Source organism: Acinetobacter sp. 1566109 (genome assembly GCF_000582255.1).
GTDB classification, from domain to species: domain Bacteria; phylum Pseudomonadota; class Gammaproteobacteria; order Pseudomonadales; family Moraxellaceae; genus Acinetobacter; species Acinetobacter nosocomialis.
On the sequence record NZ_JEYB01000031.1, the window covers coordinates 23,632 to 43,940 of the forward strand.

A 20,309-nucleotide genomic window follows, 5' to 3' on the forward strand; every position below is an offset into this window, starting at 1 on the left:
AGGGAGGGGCATGTTTTTTTAGAACATTGCCTATCTTTTTTAGGTCTACTCGCTTTTTTACAGCCGAAATTCAGGAGCTTTGGTTTGAGCCCCCCCGCCATTTTAGCCCTCGCAGATGGAACGATCTTTAAAGGAACGTCAATCGGCGCAACGGGAAGTACGACTGGAGAAGTCGTTTTTAACACAGCCATGACAGGCTATCAAGAAATTTTGACTGACCCAAGTTATGCACAACAAATTGTGACATTAACTTACCCTCATATTGGTAACACTGGTTGCAACGAAGAAGACGTTGAATCTGGTCGTATCCATAAAGTATGGGCGAATGGTTTAATTATTCGTGACCTTCCACTATTACACAGCAACTTCCGTTCTGAGCAATCATTAAGTGAATATCTGCAAGCACACAATGTTGTTGCAATTGCTGATATTGACACACGTAAACTTACTCGTATTTTACGTGATAAAGGTGCACAAAATGGTTGCATCCTTGCCGGCGAAAATATTACTGAAGAAGAAGCAATTGCTAAAGCTCGCGCTTTTGGTGGTTTAAATGGTTTAGACCTTGCAAAAGAGTGCTGTGATCCAACAGGCTTTGAATGGTCTGAAGGTTCATGGGTATTAGGTAAAGGCTTTACTCAACCTGAGTTAAAATACCACGTGGTTGCATACGATTATGGTGTCAAAACCAACATCTTGCGTATGCTTGCAGACCGCGGTTGCAAACTCACTGTTGTTCCTGCTGAAACTCCGGCTGAAAAAGTATTAGCACTTAATCCAGATGGCGTATTCCTTTCAAACGGCCCTGGCGACCCAGCTGCTTGTGATTACGCTATCGAAGCTGTAAAAACTATTGTTGAAACCACAACATTACCTGTATTTGGTATCTGTTTAGGACACCAAATCTTGGCACTCGCTTCTGGTGCAAAAACTGTAAAAATGAATCATGGTCACCACGGTGCGAACCATCCTGTACAAAATCTTGAAGATGGTACAGTGATGATCACCTCTCAAAACCATGGTTTTGCTGTAGATGCAGAGACATTACCGGCTAACTTAAAAGCAACGCATAAATCATTGTTCGATGGCACCTTACAAGGTATCCACCGTACTGACAAACCAGCTTTCAGCTTCCAAGGTCACCCTGAAGCAAGCCCTGGTCCACATGATTGTGCACCTTTGTTCGATCACTTCATCGAACTTATCGAAGCATCTAAACAGTAATTACGGAGCGAATAATGCCTAAACGTACGGATATTAAAAGCATCTTAATTATTGGTGCTGGCCCGATTGTGATTGGACAGGCATGTGAGTTTGACTACTCAGGTGCTCAAGCATGTAAAGCACTTCGTGAAGAAGGCTATCGTGTTATTTTGGTTAACTCTAACCCAGCGACCATTATGACTGACCCTTCAATGGCGGATGCAACTTACATTGAGCCAATTACTTGGCAAACTGTTGCTCAAATCATTGAAAAAGAGCGTCCAGATGCAGTCCTTCCAACTATGGGTGGACAAACTGCATTGAACTGCGCACTTGCACTGGATGAAAACGGCGTATTAGCGAAATACAACGTAGAACTTATTGGTGCAACGAAAGAAGCGATTGAAAAAGCTGAAGACCGTAAACTCTTCGACATCGCTATGCGCAAAATCGGTTTGGAATGTCCAAAAGCTGCTATTGCTGAAACCATGGAAGAAGCTTTGGAAATCCAATCTCGCTTTGGTTTCCCAGTAATTATCCGTCCATCATTTACAATGGGCGGTTCAGGCGGCGGTATTGCATATAACCGTGAAGAATTCCTTGAAATTTGTGAACGCGGTTTCGACCTCTCTCCTACTCACCAGTTATTGATTGATGAATCTTTAATTGGCTGGAAAGAATACGAAATGGAAGTTGTTCGTGACAAAAACGACAACTGTATTATCGTATGTGCGATCGAAAACTTTGACCCAATGGGTGTTCACACAGGTGACTCAATCACTGTAGCACCAGCTCAAACATTAACTGACAAAGAATACCAATTGATGCGTAATGCTTCAGTTGCGGTTCTTCGTGAAATTGGTGTTGAGACAGGTGGTTCTAACGTTCAGTTCGGTATTAACCCGAAAGACGGCCGTATGGTTGTGATCGAGATGAACCCTCGTGTATCTCGTTCGTCTGCTCTTGCTTCTAAAGCAACTGGTTTCCCGATTGCAAAAATTGCTGCGAAACTAGCTGTTGGTTATACCCTTGATGAATTGAAAAATGACATCACTGGCGGCGTAACTCCTGCGAGCTTTGAACCATCAATCGACTATGTTGTAACAAAGATTCCTCGTTTTAACTTCGAGAAATTCCCACAAGCAGAACCAGTTCTTACCACTCAGATGAAATCTGTTGGTGAAGTCATGGCAATTGGCCGTAACTTCCAAGAATCTGTACAAAAAGCATTACGTGGTCTTGAAGTTGGTGTAAGCGGTTTTGATGAAAAAATCGAAGCTGGTGCAACAAACGTAAAAGAAACCATTTTAAAAGAGCTTAAAGTTCCGGGTCCTGAGCGTATTTGGTACGTAGCAGATGCATTCCGTCATGGTTTCTCTTTAGATGACGTATTTGAAGCAACTAAGATTGACCGTTGGTTCTTGATCCAAATTCAAGATATCGTTAAGACAGAAGCTCAAGTAAAAACTTTAGGTTTTGGTGATCTAACTGCTGAAAATATCCGTTCGTTCAAACGTAAAGGTTTATCTGACCTTCGTATTGCGAACCTTATGGGTATTTCTCAAAAGCAATTCCGTAAGCAACGTTGGAACTTGGGTGTTTATCCAGTTTACAAACGTGTTGATACATGTGCTGCCGAGTTTGAATCCGGTACTGCATATATGTATTCAACTTACGATGAAGAGTGCGAAGCAAATCCATCAAACCGTGACAAGATCATGGTAATTGGTGGTGGTCCAAACCGTATTGGTCAAGGTATCGAATTTGACTACTGCTGTGTACACGCTGCTTTAGCAATGCGTGAAGACGGTTATGAAACAATCATGGTGAACTGTAACCCTGAAACTGTTTCTACCGACTATGACACATCTGACCGTTTATACTTCGAACCTGTAACACTTGAAGATGTTCTTGAAATCGTACGTACTGAGAAGCCAAAAGGCGTAATTGTACAATACGGTGGTCAGACTCCACTTAAGTTAGCACGTGCTTTAGAAGAAGCTGGTACTCCTATTATCGGTACTTCTCCAGATGCCATTGACCGCGCAGAAGACCGTGAACGTTTCCAACAAATGATTCAACGTTTACAGCTTCGCCAACCAAACAACAGCATCGTAAAATCTGCTGAAGAAGGTATCTCTGAAGCTGCGAAAGTTGGTTATCCGTTAGTTGTTCGTCCATCTTATGTATTAGGTGGTCGTGCAATGGAAATCGTATATAACGAAGATGAACTTAAACGTTACCTTCGCGAAGCAGTACAGGCTTCTAATGAAGCGCCTGTTCTTCTTGATCACTTCCTTGATGATGCAACTGAAGTTGACGTTGACTGCGTATCTGACGGTAAAGATGTCGTAATCGGCGGTATCATGCAGCACATCGAACAAGCTGGTATTCACTCTGGTGACTCTGCATGTTCTATTCCTCCTTACTCTCTTTCTAAAGAAGTACAGGATGAAATGCGTCGTCAAACAGTTGCTATGGCGAAAGAACTTGGTGTAGTTGGTTTGATGAACGTTCAGTTCGCAGTTAAAGGCGATGATATTTACGTTCTTGAAGTAAACCCACGTGCATCACGTACTGTTCCGTTCGTATCGAAATGTATTGGTGAATCTTTAGCAAAAGTAGCTGCTCGTTGTATGGCGGGTCAATCTCTTGAATCTCAAGGCTTTACTAAAGAAATCATTCCAACTCACTTTGCTGTGAAGGAAGCTGTTTTCCCATTTGCTAAGTTCCAAGGCGTAGACCCAATGCTTGGGCCTGAGATGAAATCTACAGGTGAAGTAATGGGCGTTGGTAAGACATTTGGCGAAGCGTTCTATAAAGCCGTTCTAGGTTCAAATGATCGTTTACCTGGTCTACCAACTGAAGGCGAAGAAAAGATTGCTTTCTTATCTGTTCGTGAATCTGATAAGAAATATATTGCTGATATCGCTAAAAAGTTCGTAGCTTATGGCTTCAAACTGGTAGCAACAGGTGGAACGTATAAAGTACTTAAAGAAGCAGGTTTGGAATGTGAATCTGTAAATAAAGTAACTGAAGGACGTCCACATATTGTTGACCGCTTGAAAAATGGTGAAATACACCTTATTGTCAACACTACTGAAGGCAAACAAGCTCAATATGATTCTGCAATGATTCGTCGTGCTGCCCTCCAAGGCAAAGTTTATTACACAACGACTATCAATGGTGCAGAAGCAGTTTGCCAAGCCTTTGCTGTGAAATTGCCAATGGATGTATACCGCTTGCAAGATTTAACTGTAGGTTAATTTTTTTCCGATAAGTCCCGCCACCTTATCGGTGGCGGGATTTTTTCATTTTTTTAACTGTGTTTTCTCAACTTAAGAGGGACCGAAATGCAACGTTATCCAATGACCCCTGAAGGTAAAATCGCCTTAGAGAAAGAATTACAACATCTGAAATCTGTTGAACGTCCACGTATTACTCAAGCGATTGCTGAAGCACGTGAACATGGGGACTTAAAAGAAAACGCAGAATACCATGCTGCTCGTGAACAGCAAGGTTTCTGTGAAGGCCGTATCCAAGATATCGAAGGGAAATTGGGTGCTGCACAAGTCATCGATGTTAAAGACTTAGAACAAAACGGTCGTGTTGTATTCGGTGTTACGGTAACGATTGAAAACCTTGATACTGAAGAACGTAAGACTTATAAGATTGTTGGTGATGATGAGGCTGATTTTAAAATCAATAAAATTTCAGTAAATTCACCAATTGCACGTGGCCTTTTGGGTAAAAATGAAGGTGATGAAGTAAAAATTACCACTCCTCAAGGCGAAGTTGAATACGAAGTTGTAAGTGTAGAATATCTTTAATTTTTAATTAGATATACTTAGGCTATAAGACCCCTCAATTGAGGGGTTTTTACATTTAAGACAAATAGTAAAAAATTCACTATGCGTCTTTTAAAAAACCTGATGCAAAGATTTGAAAAGCATTTAATGCTTCAGGAAGTACCTGTTCAGGATATTCACTAGAAGCCACCCATAAGGCTGCATTCATGGCAGCACCATTTAAAAGCACTGCTGCTGCTTCTGGATCTACAATTTTAATTCGTTCCTCTATCAAAAGCTGTTCAACGCACTCACGAGTAGACTGCAAACATCTATTTTGACTTGGCCAATGCGCCGGATCACCCAACACTGCAGGGCCATCACGTAGCACAATACGCTGAAATTCAGGCTTCAAAGCATTTTGAATATAAGTCTGCCCTTCAACTAGTAATCCTTCCCAAAGATCATCAAGCTGCTCTCGATGCTGCTGGGCATATTCGGCCATCTGTGAATCAATTTGTTCTACAACTGCTGCAAATAAACCACGCTTATCGCCAAAATGATGATAAAGCGCCCCACGAGTCAATCCTGCCTCGGCCGTGAGTTTATCCATTGAAGTATCGGTATAGCCATATTCCGCAAATGCATGACGTGCTACTTCAATTAGTTTTTTGCGGGTTTCCGCCATTTTTCTTTCACGAACAGACATATATTTCACCAGCTAATCATCACAAAAAATATTAATTGACATACGCCTCGTATGTCAATTAAGTTTACATACGAGGCGTATGTGAAAATTAACCGACATTTATTGATTAGAAGTTAAATACTGAAGGAGAACAAACCTGATGAGAACTGCAATATTTCCCCAAAATCGTCATGCCTTATATCAACAGCATGGCTATTCAGCCGCAATTCAATCGAAAGATTTACTCTTTGTTTCAGGGCAGGTTGGTAGCCTTGAAGATGGCTCGCCTGTACCTGATTTTGAAAAACAGGTAACACAAGCTTTTAAAAACTTAGAAGAGACATTAAAAGCAGCAGGTTGCACTTTCGATGATATTATTGATGTCACTACCTTTCATACGGATCCCGAACGGCAGTTTGAAAGTATTATGAAGGTTAAAAATCAAATCTTTACACAAAAGCCTTATCCCAACTGGACAGCTGTTGGCGTAACTTGGTTAGCAGGTTTTGATTTTGAAATTAAAGTCATTGCACGTATTCCTCATAAGTAATGAAGACAAATTAGTACGTGCTTTAGTATTCGATTCACTAGCTGAACTAAGATTATTGGTTCAGCTTGAATCGCAATTCGGTATAATGACCTATTCCCTTTTTATATATTCCTTATGGCTGAAAAGTTAATTAACTCTCCTGTCCGCCATTGGTGCGAATTTGAATTTATTTCCAAAACTGTAAAAAATCCGAATATCCATATTAAAGGTAATTACTCTTACTACTCAGCCTATTGGGATCAAGGTTTTGAACGCTGTGTCGTACGCTATTTACACGACAAACCATCTACTCCCGATAAACCAATCGATCAGCTTTATATTGGTAATTTTGTATGTTTTGGCGCTGAGTGTGTGATTATGATGGGTGGTAATCAGCTTCATAGACCAGACTGGATTTCGACTTTCCCTTTTGATACCCGCAGTTTTTTAGCAGCTGGCGACACCATCATTGCAGATGGTTGTTGGATTGGAAGCCGTGCCATGATTATGCAAGGTGTAAAAATTGGTGAAGGTGCTGTTATTGCAACTGGAGCCATCGTAACAAAAGACGTCCCACCCTATGCAATTGTAGGTGGAGTTCCGGCAAAAGTTATTAAATACCGTTTTCCTCAAGAACAAATCGACAAACTACTTGCTTTAAAACTTTATGATTTAGATGAAAAACAAGTTTTAAAAATGCGTGAATATTTGCAAACTGATGATATTGACGCTTTAACAATCCATATTGAAAATTTAAGAGATAAGTAAAATATATTCTCAAGTTTTTCTTGTTTAAAAATCACAAATGATTACGTGGCCGAATTTAAATCGTAAGAAAAGAAGTATAAAGTATTGAATAAATAAGTATCATTACAATAAGGAACATTCTCATGTTATACCAACATATTCTTGTACCAATTGACGGTTCTGAAACTTCTATGGTTGCGATGAAAGAAGCAATCAAACTTGGCAAAGCATTAAATAGTAAAATTACTATCGTACAGGTCATGGCACTTGATCCAATTATTGCAGATCTTTATGTAAAGACTGGCCAAACCAATGAACTAATTGAGCGGACTAGAACATACTTACTTGATATTTTAGAACAAGCCAAACAACAGTTTTTACAAGAAGGTCTTAGCGTAGAAACCAAATTACTTGAAGGTTTCGTTGTGCATGAAGAAATTATTCAAGCTGCACAAGAGCTTAATGCTGACTTGATTATAATGGGCTCTCATGGCCGTACAGGCGTAAGAAAACTTGTATTAGGAAGTGTTGCACAAAAAGTTTTAGGTGAAAGCCATATTCCTGTTTTAATTGTTCGCTAAAAAATGCCTGTCTGGCTCAATTCGGCCAGATAGGCACCTATTTTTTAAAAGGAATAACGTCTTCTCTTGATTGCTCAACTGTTATTGTTTTTTTACTTTTAAAAGCATCCCAAGAATAATTTTTATAATTTAACTGCCATAAATAGTAAGATTGACCGATATCTTTAAACCTAATATTTAATGTCATCCATGTTTCATCATGGCAATGCTGTGACTTCTTATACTCTCGTTCTGAAAAACATGCCCGAATCATTTTACTCGAAGAAAAATTAATATCTTTTAAGGCAACTTGATACTGCCCTTTAGACTTAAGCTCAATAAAATCAGCGTTTTCCTCAAAGCGTCCTCCTCCAGAATAACCAGTAAACCATGTGTTTAGCACTGCTATCGCATGCTCATTTTTATTGAGTGGATATAGTGCTGGAAAGATTTTGAGTCCATTAGGGCCTAAATCATCAGAATGTGGCTCTTTATTACTATGTTCATAATTTTTAAAATTCCACTGATTCAGCACTGTATATTGATTATTTTGCTTTTTAACTTCAGCAAGTTGTGGAGTTCCATCTATTAAATAATAAATCTGATCTTGTGTGTTTTTGGCTTTCCATAGCTTAGCTTCATCGCTACATTTATGACTTAACTGCTGACAAATCGAATGTATATCTTGTAATGAGACTTTTACATTTATAAAAGGTTGAGCTGAAATAGCCTGCTCTGCAAAACTCGATTGCACTGTTAAACCTAGTAATAATATGGCTAGACTCTGCCATTTATAATTCTGCATTTGTATTTGTTCTCTATTAATAATTTTAAGGTTGCCATGCGAACTGCTTTAAGTTCACTTTGCCATTCAACAAATAGACTCCTTCAGCTTCAAGCTTTAACTGCTGAACATTTTCACCTTTTTCATTAAACTTACTTAGGCTAATTTTACCTTGTGAGTTAATAACACGGTACCAAGGAACTTGATGATCTGCATCAAGATGCTTAAGAACATAACCTACTAATCTGGCGTGTTTGGGTAACCCTGCCATACGTGCTATTTGTCCGTAAGTTGCTACTTTTCCATATGGAATTAGAGCAATCACTTCTAAAATCTGTCGATGTAGTTCATACTGAGTTGTCAAAATGGAATCCATAAAAATTGACATCGTTCATATCATATAAAAATTTACTTTAAATCTCTTTAAAAGAATATGCAGAGACATTGCGATGAATATGAAAAAAACCTTACTGATGATTACAGGGACACTTCTGTGTGTTTCTTGTACGACCCGCCCTCCTCTACAAACGCCAGATTTATCAGAGGAACCTGCCAATAATAGACCTGTAGTTCCAGTTACTTTCGTTTTTACTACAGACAATCCTTCTGCTGCACGCTTTGATAACCTTACACAAATGCGAAAAGAAGTCCGCATCTTAAATAAATATTATTTAGATGACCAAGGCAATAAAATCTTTAATTTCAAATTAAACCGTTATATTTCTTACCAAGATTTTTCAAAAATGCATTGCGAACTTGGTAATGAAATAAACCAAGCTCGTCCTATTTCTATAGGCTCGATCCCTGCAAGTGTGAATGCATGCTTTCCTAAACGAACAGCACGTAAAGAGGTCATAGTCTTTATATACGATGCGTATTCAAAAAACTTAGAATTTGATGATGTTACTAGTCGTACATTCCGTAATAATGGAAAACCCTTTATTTTATTAGACTGGAATCGATTAAATTACAATATTCAAGCGGGTAGTATTCATGAAATGGGCCATGCTTTCGGCTTAAAACATGTATGTGTACCTAATGCAACTAAAACCACCCCCACCAATATTATGGCCAGTGCTGAGTGTAAATTAGGCAGTGGCGGCTTAAGAAATTTGGGGTTTACTCAAACACAGCTTCAAACCATCTTATCAACTTATAAACAATATTCTTAAAATTTAATTTCAACATATCTCCCCAAGTTATCTTGGGATGCCATGTAATTCTCATGGGTCAGTAAAGATGTCATATAAGTACTGGCCTTTGAGAAATCTTCAATATCTACTGGATACGGTTGCCAAAAAGTTTTTAAGTTATCCGTATAAATTGGATAAAGACGAAGTAAGTCATTTGCCAAATCGAGTTTGGCTATACAACCAAATGGCAAAGCATTTTGCTGTTCATATTCTCCATCACTATTAAACACAGCATTACCAATACCAAACACAACAGGCTTTTGATTGATGATCTGGATTGGCTGAATAGTATGAGCGCCATGACCAACTATAAGATCAGCTCCTGCTTGAGTAAGAATAGTCGCGAGTTTAGTTTGGTCTTTTGTAATAGGCTTAAAGTCGATACCCCAATGACAAATAACAATAATTTTGCGCTCTGGATGATTCTGCTTATAACGCATTATTTGTTCAAGTAAAACACCATTTAAACAAGCTACTCCACTTTTTGCACCTAGTGCATAAAAGTCATAATCCAGATAAGCACTGTCTCTATGCCAATAACCATTAAAAATCGCATAGTGCTTAGCTTCAAAAGCTATTTCAAAGTAATTGTGAGCAACTTTTTGGTTCAGTCCAGCGCCAATATAAGCAATACTCGCCTGATCCAACTGTTGTAATGTATGGGCTACTCCTTCATCGCCATAATCCTTCAGATGATTGTTCGCCAACACCAAATAATTCAAATGAATGCTCTTAAACTCTTCTAATGTTTTTTTAGCGTCGGCTTTTAGAATGAATGGCTTTTTATCTTTTAACGGCGATTGATTTTCTAAAGAAAAGACTGCTTCAAAGTTAGCTATGTTTATGTCATTTTTACCTAAAAATGGCTGTATTTTTTCAAATGAATAGTGATATCCATACTGCTGTAAAGCATCTGTTTGTCCTCTAGACTTACGCTTTTCAGTGTACATTTCACCGAAATAGGTATCTCCCAGAATATTGATAATGCCTGTTTGAGAAGAACATTTTTTTGCCTCGACATACTTTTCTTGAAAAAAATGGTAGTACGGAACCAAATGCTCAAGACGGTGAATATCATCTAAAAAAGAGAAAATTCCAATGCTCTGATTCTGTTCAGAATAAGTGATATAAATCTGTCTAAAGGTATGTGAGAGATATAAAACCGAGGTGAGTACTGGATGAGCAAGCAAAGGCGTAATCGGTTGATATACTTTATTTTTAAAAAAAAGTGTTTTGATAAAGAAAAGGTTCTTTAACTCGGCTGGATAGCTATAAATATTTTTTGCCAACAAAAATAGATTTTTTAATTGATTAGGTGCTTTTAAAGTTAATTTGTAGTTTTCCGCTCTTTTAGACAAGATCAATTGAGCTTGCTCAACGGAATCAAACAGTATATTGCTTAAGGCATCTTTAACATCATTTGCCTGAGTAAAAATTAAGAATTGTAAAAGCTGGGCAAATGTATAAGATTCATTTTTTTCCAAGCCCAAATATTGTTCACCAATTTTCTTATTTTTTTGTTCAGAAACCCGATAGACTTTATCAGCTTGAACTTTTTTTTGATGGAATTGTTCTAATGCATAATCAATCAATAATAAAGTAGAAATGTCTCCATCAATTTCAAATGTCCAAATTGCCTCTTCAAATTGGGCATGATCAAGAGCGGCTAGCAGCTTAATTTCAAATAGAGGATCAGTCATATCTCCTCTCCTTCGAAATCTTTTACGTAGGCAATGTAGCCAGACAAGTTATGTTCCTGATCATCAATTCTTACTCTAAAGCGATCATGTCGTACATAAAAAGCATTTAATATTTTATCTGGACGCGCCATGTACATCGCTATTTCCGGATAGAAAAAACCTGTGGTTTGAAACTCAGCCCGAAATGTAATGAGTTTTTTTAATTCGTGCATATAAGCTTGTTCAAAAAGTTTTTGATGGCCTTGCTCTTTTAAACGATTTACCATTTTATAAGCAGCCATTAGCATTTCTAACAAAGTTGCATACGTTGTTTTTCTATTTCGAATAAAAATAAAATGTTTTAAATAATTATTTAAACCAAAAATAAAATATTTTTCTTCAGGACATATTTTTGTAAGCTCATTGGTACAGTAACTTAACCAATGATCATGATATTTTTCATATCTTTTATAAATAAAATTTTCAAACATTAATTTAACAGTGTCTAATAATCTTTTATCCTGATTTATTTGATACAACCTGAGTAAAGCTAATGCTGCTTCTCCATCATAATAAATGATTCTAAACTTTTCTTTTAAATCATAGTCTGGATAATTTAATACATGAGTAGTTAATCCATCTGAATCAACTAATTTTAAAATACCATTTGCAAGTTTCTCTGCATATTTTAAATAATCTGTTTTTTGAGTAATTTCCTGATATTTCGTTAACATTAAAATAGCTGCTGCGTTTGCACCTAATTTAATTTCAAATTCCCCTTCTTTACCATCAATCATAAAAGCAGTTGTAGAGTCTTTTTCTTTATAGAAAGTAGTAAGAGCGTATTGAATTGCTGCAATAATTTTAGGCCAGTACTCAGGTTTATCTTGTAATTCGAAAGTTTCTAATAGTGCATAAAGTGATGTGCAATGACGTACAGTATTGTAGTTGCGGATATCACGATCATAAGCAGGAAAATAGCCATAAATGAATTTGCCATTTTCTTGAATCTGGCTGTGCAAAAACGCTGCATTTTTCTCAATGAGCTCTCTAAAATGCAGCTTCTTATTGGTCGCAATACCTCTAATACCATTTGCATCATAACGGCTTGCTAAATTAATAAACTGTCCATTTTCATAAAAAGTTGCATAGGTATCGAAAGTCCAAATGTCTTGCAGCTCTTGTAGTCTAATTTGTGGTTTAGGAGCGTTATATTTTTGCTTAATTGCATAGTTGAGATTGGTTTCATCAAAAAAGTTAGGTTTGTCATAACTCAAACCTCGAATAATTGCTTTGCCATATATCTCTTGCTCCAGAAAAACCACCGAACATGCTTCATCAAATGCAATTCCTCTGCGGTAATGATTATTATGAAATTGATGATGAACAAGTTGTTCTATTTGACTCCAACTTTGTTTTTCTAGATTGTACGCAACATCAATTTTTATATAGTCTGGAAGTTGATCTGGAGAAAACTGTCTATTAATAAAATCGAATAACTGTATAGTTGCTTGTGAAAAAGCTGTTTTTTCGGTATGCCACACACTACATCTTTGATCTTTAGGACCAAATGATATAAACAAAATTGTTTTTTCCGGAAGGTCTGGAACATGCTGAACGAAATGTTCCAACCAAAGCTTAAGTTGTCTTTTAAAGTCTAAAAATACCGCCACTCGAATTAAGTCCCTATCCGTTATTTGTTGTTCTATAAAATTTTCAATGCATCATAGCATGAACTCTCTAAAAGCTAAGTTAACGTATTGTTTAAACATAAAAAAAGAGAACCCTAGGGTTCTCTTTTTATTTGGTTAATTATCTATTAATAGATAATTTGACCATTGTTAAGAAGATCATTAAGCGTTAATGATGTTCTTGGTTCATCTATATGAATCGTCAACAATTGTGTGCTTGTGTAAGTCGTACCTAAGCCATCACGGTCTACACTAATTGTGGCATTTTGTGTCGCTGCGTTATAGCTTACAGATACATACTGACCAATAGTTAAACTGTTCGGATGAGTAAGTAACAAGTTACTAATATCGATCTTATCAGCTTGGTTATCAGTTGCTGTATTACCTACATGGAAATCAGTCCATGTATCTACACCACCAGTTGTTGTGTTGCCCCCTGTTGGATTGTTCACGCCAGCCGCAGTTAACGTATTGTAAATCAAGGTATCTGCGCCATTTCCAAGCGTGAATGTATCATTCGCTCCTGTACTTACAGCTAGGCTATTCAACTCTTGACTTAAGTTGATGGTCAATGTGCTAGTTGACTCTGCACCAGTCACGGATACGAGTTTGTAGTTAATCGTATCAATCGTAGCACTTGCCGCGCTATCAAGTGGTTTGTAATAGTACGAACCATCATGGTAGAGATACAACGTACCTTCGCCAGTATTGATCGCCTGACCAGCAGCAATTTGGTAATTTCCTGGTGTAACTTCAACATATAGTTGAGAAGCAGCTGAAGTATCTGCAACTCCACCAGTTGTATCGCCTAACAAGATATTGCCGTGAATCCAATCTGTTAAACCATCAGGTGTGTATTGATCTAGATGTGTAGCTTTTGTAGTTACTACAGAATCTAGAGTCACCGTTCCTAAAGAAATCAGACTAGATAAACTAAATACCACTCGATAAGTACCAGCAGATAAGTGAGATACGTCAGCTGAGTATGCTGGTGCACCTAATACTCCTGCCAAGGCTGTCGCAGAACCTGAGTAAACAGTATCTACCCATGTTGAACCCACCAATTGCTGGATTTTATAACCAGTTGTTGGAAGAGCCGACAAGCTTAATGATGCCGTATAGTCTAATTCAACATGAACATCACTTACCGTATTAGCAGCAATAACGAATTGATTCGAAGTGACTGTATTGCTTAATACAGGTAATGGCGGGAAGCCTGCAAGGTTACCAATAGTTACCGTGCCACTTGGTACGTCAACAACAGCATCCGTTACTTGTTTCATACTAACAGTTGCATGATTAGTATCAGCATTTGCTACAGGTAACGGAATTACCGCATCTGCACCAGGGTTAGCATTATTCCAAGTGATATTCACATCTGGAGAACCAATTTGGATATGCAATGTTGCTGTGTCTGTTCTACCAGTTACAGGGTCTGTCACTGTATAGGTAAAGCTATCAACTTTTCCTATATTTTGTGTGTTCGCTGTAGCTTGATAACTATAAGTACCATCAGCATTAATCGTTAAGGAACCATAAGCACCCACAATAACTGTTGATGAACCTACATTTACAGCCTGCGTATTACCAGTTTCAGAAGTGACAGAAGTCACAACTGTCGTAGTCGTAATATAGTCTGGCGTATAGTTTGGTCCATATACAGCAGAGTTGTCGTCTGAAAGAACATTGCCTGTAACCGGAGTTACAACCAAGTTAGGTACTTGCGTAATATCACCATTATTCAAAGTAATACTTGCTGTAACGCTACCTAGAGCTGTTAGAAGCGTATTGCTTTCCATAAATAGCTCATAGCTACCAGAACCTAAATTATCAACTTTGAATTTCACTTCAGAGCCAAAGATACCTAATAAGTCAAGCACTCCAGTATTCGCGCTATCTGCAATTACTGTACGAGTACCGTCTGGATTTACTCGTGTTAATACCACATGTAAACCATCAACAACTGTAGCTACTGAACCAAAGTTAACCGAGATAATGGCTTCAGACACATGTCCTTCAGCTACATTAAAGGTTGCTGTACCTTGTTTAGAGCCAATAACGACTCCGCCAACTCCTAACAACCAGTTATAACTGATCGCGTTACTAAGAACTTGTTGTGTAGTTGGGTAAACCATGTCAATTGCTGCTGAAGCAACGTTATCCATTGCATCAACTGGAACATGACCTGTAATCACTGCAGGCTGAGATGGATCTGCTGCATTCCAAGTCATAGCAACCTTGTTACTATCCAAGTGGACATACAAGACAGCTTGAGATGTATTACCTGTTGCTGGGTCTAGTAACGTATACGAGAACTGATCAACTTTACCAAGGTTTAGACCATCTGCATTTGGTGTATAGGTATAATTACCATGTTGATCAATCACTAACGTACCGTAAGTACCAGTGATTGTAGTTGTACCCGTTGCGTTAACGGTAATTCCATTCACTGCTGAGATCACTGCATTATTACTTGCAGCATCTACTGCACCATTAATACCAGCATCTTTGATGACGTTACCAGAGATCGGATCAACTGAATATCCAGATACAACATATGGGTTATACACATCCATTGTACCTGTCAATGTACCACCAATACCCACACCTAGTAGACCACTGTAGCCCATAAATGCACGATATTGTCCTGGATCTAGCCCTTCAATGACTGCTGTTGGAGTACCTCCTATTAGAGATAGACTAACTAAAGTCGCTTGTGGGTTATTTCCGCCAATAGATACCCATTGTCCTGTTGCAGCATCATATTTTTGAACAACAATCGAATAATCATTCAATACACCAGCGTTGAGTAAACCACTGAATGTAAATGTCGCAGTACCTTGACGGTCAGCATCCACATTGAATGCAACTGTTGGTTTACCAAGGAGCTGTAAATCTAGACCTGCTAACGATATTGCAGCTACATAACTTGCACTACCAAGTGCTACGTCATTCGCAACAAGTAAAGATTCCGGATTAATTTCAGCAACTGCCAAGTTATCTGCTGCTTTGACAGAACTTAACTGAATGTTAAGAGCTGCTTGAGCTACATCACCAGTTACAGAATCTTTTAACGTATATACAAAGTGATCAACCTGTCCAACTCCAGAAGCATTTTGATTTGGAGTGTAAGTGTATGAACCATCAAGGTTAATCACCAATGTACCGTATGTACCATTAATGATTGTGCCATTAGCAAGAACAGGTTGGTTATTAACTTCACTCACAACTGTATTTGGAGTTACGACATCAGCTTGACCGTTTGAGTTAACATCTACGATCACATTACCATCTGCAGCTTCTGTATAGAAACCACCGATTTGGGTTGTATCATAAATGTCCATAGTACCTGTTAAAGTACCTAGTAAACCAATACCTGCCAGACCGTTATAAGTCATAAAGGCACGATATTGTCCTTGCTCAAGCCCATCGATAACAACACCTGGTGTAGAACCTAATAAAGTCAGGTGAAGAATATCTGCTTGACCACCGCCATATATAGAAGTCCATTGACCAGTAGCTGTATCAAATTTTTGTACAACTAATGAGTAATCAGATAGAGCATTAACCCCTATTAAAGCACTGTAGGTAAATGTCGCATTACCTTCTTGGTTGGCAGCTACATTAAAGTTAACCGCTTCAGAACCAAGCTGTAAGTTAAGTCCAGCAAGTGATACAAGCGCCAAGTAAGTTTTACTACCAAGAGCCGCATCATTTGCGATTTGTAATGGCTGTGGAGCAAGAACAGCTGTATCAAAGTTGTCATATGCAATGATAGAAGAACTTGCAATTGTATAACTTTGTGTAGCTTGCAAATTACTACTGTTGCCAGCAGCATCCGTAAAGGTTGCTTTTGCATCAACTGTCAAATCAGTATCAGCTACAAGCTGGCTACCAGGTACACCTATTGTCCATGTTCCATTCGCCGGATCTACTACAGCCGTGTAATCCGTGCCATTAACGTTAACAACAACCGAGGTAACAGTTGCATCAGCAGGAATAGTCACTGTTCCAGTAATATTTACTGTTCCTGCAGTCTCAACCGGACTAAGGATGTTATCACCTGTAATCGGATTAATCGCAATTGCAGCAGCATTAATGTCTGGTGGCGTAGTATCCACACTTACTGTGACATCAGTAGCATTATCGATATTGCCTTGCGCATCTACTGCTTGGGCATGGATAGTCACTGGGCCATCTGCAGTTACTGCGATCGCAGCAGTGATATAACCATTGCTTAAGTCAGTTGCATTGACTGTATAGTTAGTGCCATTAACATTTACAACAGTACCCACCGCTGCATCTGGACCTAATCCTACACGGGCATTAAAGCTACCGTCTGTACCAAGTTCTGATGCATTGATGATGCCGTCAATGTTTAAATCATCCGGTACTGTAATCGCAGTGATTAAATCAGCTGGTGTGGTATCTACAGTTACAGTGACATCTGTTGGACTACTGATGTTGCCTTGCGCATCCACTGCTTGGGCATGGATAGTGATCGGGCCATCTGCTGTTACAGGAATCGCTGCTGTGATATAGCCATTGCCAAGGTCAGTTGCATTCACTGTGTAGTCAGTGCCGTTAACATTCACAACAGTACCTACCGCTGCATCTGGACCCAATGCTACACGGGCATTAAAGCTGCCGTCTGTGCCAAGTTCTGATGCATTGATGAAGCCATCAGCATTTAAGTCATCCGGTACTGTAATCGGGCCAAGCAAGTTCGCTGGAACAGTATCGACAGTCACGATTACATCTGTTGGACTGCTGATATGACCTTGTGAATCCACTGCTTGTGCATGGATGGTGATTGGACCATCTGCAGTTACAGGAATTGCTGCGGTGATATAGCCATTGCCAAGGTCAGTCGCACTCACTGTGTAATCAGTGCCGTTAACGTTTACGACTGTGCCTACCACTGCATCTGGACCCAACACTACACGGGCATTAAAGCTGCCATCTGTGCCAAGTTCTGATGCATTGATGATACCGTCAGCATTTAAGTCATCCGGTACTGTAATCGGGCCAAGCAAGTTCGCTGCTGCAGTATCTACAGTCACGACCGCGCTACCTGTGCCCACATTACCTGCAGGGTCGGTTGCTGTCACAGTCACAGTATGCGGACCGTCAGCCAACACTGGAAGTGTATTGTCTGCAAGTGTCCAGCTACCATTGCCATTGTTCACCGCAGTATAGTTCACACCATTTACAGTCATCACAACAGTCGCTGTTGGATCATTCACTGTACCTGTTAATTCAGGTGTACTGTCATTGGTAGTGACATCACTTAAACCAACTGTCGGCGCAGTAGCGTCTAAAGTTACCGTCACATCTGCCGGGCTACTGATATTACCTTGTGAATCCACTGCTTGGGCATGAATGGTGATCGGACCATCCGCTGTTACAGGAATCGCTGCGGTGATATAGCCATTGCCAAGGTCAGTTGCACTCACTGTGTAGTCAGTGCCATTAACATTCACAACAGTACCCACCGCTGCATCTGGACCCAAGGCTACACGGGCATTGAAGCTACCGTCTGTGCCAAGTTCTGATGCATTGATGATACCGTCAGCATTTAAGTCATCCGGTACGGTGATCGCACCAAGCAAGTTCGCTGGTGTGGTATCTACAGTGACAGTGACATCGGTAGGACTGCTGACATTGCCTTGTGCATCCACCGCTTGTGCATGGATGGTAATTGCACCATCGGCTGTCACAGGAATCGCTGCTGTGATATAGCCATTCGTCAAGTCAGTTGCATTGACAGTGTAGTCAGTGCCGTTAACATTCACAACAGTACCCACCGCTGCATCTGGACCCAACGTTACACGGGCATTAAAGCTACCGTCTGCGCCAAGTTCTGAAGCATTGATAATGCCGTCAGCATTTAAGTCATCCGGTACTGTAATCGGACCAAGTAAGTTTGCTGGTGTTGTATCCACAGTCACAGTGACATCTGTTGGACTGCTGATATTACCTTGTGCATCCACTGCTTGGGCATGGATGGTGATCGGACCATCCGCTGTTACAGGAATTGCTGCGGTGATATAGCCATTCGTCAAGTCAGTTGCATTTACTGTGTAGTCAGTGCCGTTAACGTTTACTACAGTACCCACCGCTGCATCTGGACCCAATGCTACACGGGCATTGATGCTGCCGTCTGTGCCAAGTTCTGATGCATTGATGATGCCATCAGTATTTAAGTCATCCGGTACTGTGATCGCACCAAGCAAGTTCGCTGGTGTGGTATCTACAGTCACGATTACATCTGCTGGACTGCTGATATGACCTTGTGAATCCACTGCTTGTGCATGGATGGTGATTGGACCATCTGCAGTTACAGGAATTGCTGCGGTGATATAACCATTGCCAAGGTCAGTTGCACTCACTGTGTAATCAGTGCCGTTAACGTTTACGACTGTGCCTACCACTGCATCTGGACCCAACACTACACGGGCATTAAAGCTGCCATCTGTGCCAAGTTCTGCTGCATTGATGATACCGTCAGCATTTAAGTCATCCGGTACTGTAATCGGACCAAGCAAGTTCGCTGCTGCAGTATCTACAGTCACGACTGCGCTACCTGTGCCCACATTACCTGCCGGGTCGGTTGCTGTCACAGTCACAGTATGTGGACCATCAGTCAACACTGGAAGTGTATTGTCTGCAAGTGTCCAGGTACCGTTGCCATTGTTCACCGCAGTATAGTCCACACCATTTACAGTCACGACAACAGTCGCTGCTGGATCGTTCACTGTACCTGTTAATTCAGGCGTACTGTCATTGGTGGTTACATCACTTAAAGCAACTGTCGGCGCTGTCGTATCTAAAGTTACAGTGACATCTGTTGGACTGCTGATGTTGCCTTGCGCATCCACTGCTTGTGCATGGATGATAATTGGGCCATCTGCTGTTACAGGAATCGCTGCTGTGATATAGCCATTGCCAAGGTCAGTTGCATTCACTGTATAGTCAGTGCCATTAACATTCACAACAGTACCCACCGCTGCATCTGGACCCAATGCTACACGGGCATTGAAGCTACCGTCTGTGCCAAGTTCTGATGCATTGATGATACTGTCAGCATTTAAGTCATCCGGTACTGTAATCGAACCAAGCAAGTTCGCTGCTGTAGTATCTACAGTTACAGTGACATCTGTCGGGCTACTGATATGACCTTGTGAATCCACTGCTTGGGCATGGATGGTAATTGGGCCATCCGCTGTTACAGGAATCGCTGCGGTGATATAGCCATTGCTTAAGTCAGTTGCACTCACTGTATAGTCAGTACCGTTAACATTCACAACAGTACCTACCACTGCATCTGGACCCAACGCTACACGGGCATTAAAGCTGCCATCTGTGCCAAGTTCTGATGTATTGATGAAGCCATCAGCATTTAAGTCATCCGGTACTGTAATCGGACCAAGCAAGTTCGCTGCTG

11 protein-coding genes and 2 pseudogenes are annotated in these 20,309 nt (G+C 39.9%); 7 read left to right on the forward strand and 6 right to left on the reverse strand.

The features are described 5' to 3' along the window. The first annotated feature begins 84 nt into the window (after positions 1-84). The 3 genes from carA to greA all read left to right on the forward strand — a co-directional run bounded on the left by carA (position 85) and on the right by greA (position 5,033). Positions 85-1,224, forward strand: a complete 1,140-nt coding sequence (gene carA / locus J582_RS17310; protein WP_031950607.1) for a glutamine-hydrolyzing carbamoyl-phosphate synthase small subunit — start codon at positions 85-87, stop codon at positions 1,222-1,224. 14 nt (positions 1,225-1,238) lie between these two features. Continuing rightward, the gene (gene carB / locus J582_RS17315; RefSeq protein WP_004707343.1) at positions 1,239-4,469 is read left to right on the forward strand and encodes a carbamoyl-phosphate synthase large subunit; all 3,231 of its coding nucleotides are present in this window, start codon (positions 1,239-1,241) and stop codon (positions 4,467-4,469) included. A gap of 87 nt (positions 4,470-4,556) precedes the next feature. Then, positions 4,557-5,033, forward strand: coding sequence for a transcription elongation factor GreA (greA, locus tag J582_RS17320; protein ID WP_002048557.1), 477 nt, complete (start codon positions 4,557-4,559; stop codon positions 5,031-5,033). Positions 5,034-5,102: 69 nt separating this feature from the next. Here greA and J582_RS17325 read toward each other — a convergent pair. Continuing rightward, positions 5,103-5,700: pseudogene (locus J582_RS17325) on the reverse strand (TetR/AcrR family transcriptional regulator); the annotation flags it as partial. Positions 5,701-5,839: 139 nt separating this feature from the next. Between J582_RS17325 and J582_RS17330 the strand changes: the two are divergent. The 3 genes from J582_RS17330 (at position 5,840) to J582_RS17340 (ending at position 7,536) form a co-directional block, all read left to right on the forward strand. Then, positions 5,840-6,229 carry a RidA family protein gene (locus J582_RS17330; protein WP_081404922.1) on the forward strand — a complete coding sequence of 130 codons (390 nt, stop codon included), beginning with the start codon at positions 5,840-5,842 and terminating at the stop codon, positions 6,227-6,229. Between the two features lie 114 nt (positions 6,230-6,343). Further along, positions 6,344-6,976 (forward strand): CatB-related O-acetyltransferase, encoded by a 633-nt coding sequence (locus tag J582_RS17335; protein ID WP_031982957.1) that lies wholly within the window; start codon positions 6,344-6,346, stop codon positions 6,974-6,976. A 122-nt stretch (positions 6,977-7,098) separates the two neighbouring features. After that, complete coding sequence (locus tag J582_RS17340) at positions 7,099-7,536, forward strand: universal stress protein (RefSeq protein WP_004885516.1); 438 nt, start codon at positions 7,099-7,101, stop codon at positions 7,534-7,536. Between the two features lie 37 nt (positions 7,537-7,573). Here J582_RS17340 and J582_RS17345 read toward each other — a convergent pair whose 3' ends face one another. Together J582_RS17345 and J582_RS17350 are read right to left on the reverse strand one after the other, a co-directional pair. Then, the gene (locus J582_RS17345; RefSeq protein ID WP_031982959.1) at positions 7,574-8,320 is read right to left on the reverse strand and encodes a hypothetical protein; all 747 of its coding nucleotides are present in this window, start codon (positions 8,318-8,320) and stop codon (positions 7,574-7,576) included. 25 nt (positions 8,321-8,345) lie between these two features. Continuing rightward, positions 8,346-8,675 carry an MGMT family protein gene (locus J582_RS17350; RefSeq protein ID WP_004707331.1) on the reverse strand — a complete coding sequence of 110 codons (330 nt, stop codon included), beginning with the start codon at positions 8,673-8,675 and terminating at the stop codon, positions 8,346-8,348. A gap of 79 nt (positions 8,676-8,754) precedes the next feature. Between J582_RS17350 and J582_RS17355 the strand changes: the two genes are divergently transcribed. Further along, entirely contained in the window at positions 8,755-9,471 is a 717-nt protein-coding gene (locus tag J582_RS17355) for a metalloprotease (RefSeq protein WP_022575206.1), read from the forward strand. On the opposite strand, the gene J582_RS17360 is transcribed toward J582_RS17355, so the two are convergent. The 3 genes and pseudogenes from J582_RS17360 to J582_RS26120 all read right to left on the reverse strand — a co-directional run. Next, positions 9,468-11,192, reverse strand: a complete 1,725-nt coding sequence (locus J582_RS17360) for a CapA family protein (protein ID WP_031982961.1) — start codon at positions 11,190-11,192, stop codon at positions 9,468-9,470. The genes J582_RS17355 and J582_RS17360 overlap by 4 nt on opposite strands. Continuing rightward, a complete protein-coding gene (locus J582_RS17365) occupies positions 11,189-12,844 on the reverse strand; it encodes a poly alpha-glucosyltransferase (protein WP_032048294.1) in 1,656 nt (551 codons plus the stop codon). Before J582_RS17365 ends, J582_RS17360 begins: the two co-directional genes overlap by 4 nt. 146 nt (positions 12,845-12,990) lie before the next feature. Beyond that, positions 12,991-20,109 (reverse strand): annotated as a pseudogene (locus tag J582_RS26120) (beta strand repeat-containing protein); the annotation flags it as partial. Positions 20,110-20,309: the final 200 nt, after the last annotated feature.

Excerpts from the sequence above, each read along its gene's own strand:
- carB (WP_004707343.1), top strand. The coding sequence starts at position 1,239 with ATGCCTAAACGTACGGATATTAAAAGCATCTTAATTATTGGTGCTGGC.
- greA (WP_002048557.1), top strand. The coding sequence starts at position 4,557 with ATGCAACGTTATCCAATGACCCCTGAAGGTAAAATCGCCTTAGAGAAA.
- J582_RS17330 (WP_081404922.1), top strand. The coding sequence starts at position 5,840 with ATGAGAACTGCAATATTTCCCCAAAATCGTCATGCCTTATATCAACAG.
- J582_RS17335 (WP_031982957.1), top strand. The coding sequence starts at position 6,344 with ATGGCTGAAAAGTTAATTAACTCTCCTGTCCGCCATTGGTGCGAATTT.
- J582_RS17340 (WP_004885516.1), top strand. The coding sequence starts at position 7,099 with ATGTTATACCAACATATTCTTGTACCAATTGACGGTTCTGAAACTTCT.
- J582_RS17345 (WP_031982959.1), bottom strand. The coding sequence starts at position 8,320 with ATGCAGAATTATAAATGGCAGAGTCTAGCCATATTATTACTAGGTTTA.
- J582_RS17350 (WP_004707331.1), bottom strand. The coding sequence starts at position 8,675 with ATGGATTCCATTTTGACAACTCAGTATGAACTACATCGACAGATTTTA.
- J582_RS17355 (WP_022575206.1), top strand. The coding sequence starts at position 8,755 with ATGAAAAAAACCTTACTGATGATTACAGGGACACTTCTGTGTGTTTCT.
- J582_RS17360 (WP_031982961.1), bottom strand. The coding sequence starts at position 11,192 with ATGACTGATCCTCTATTTGAAATTAAGCTGCTAGCCGCTCTTGATCAT.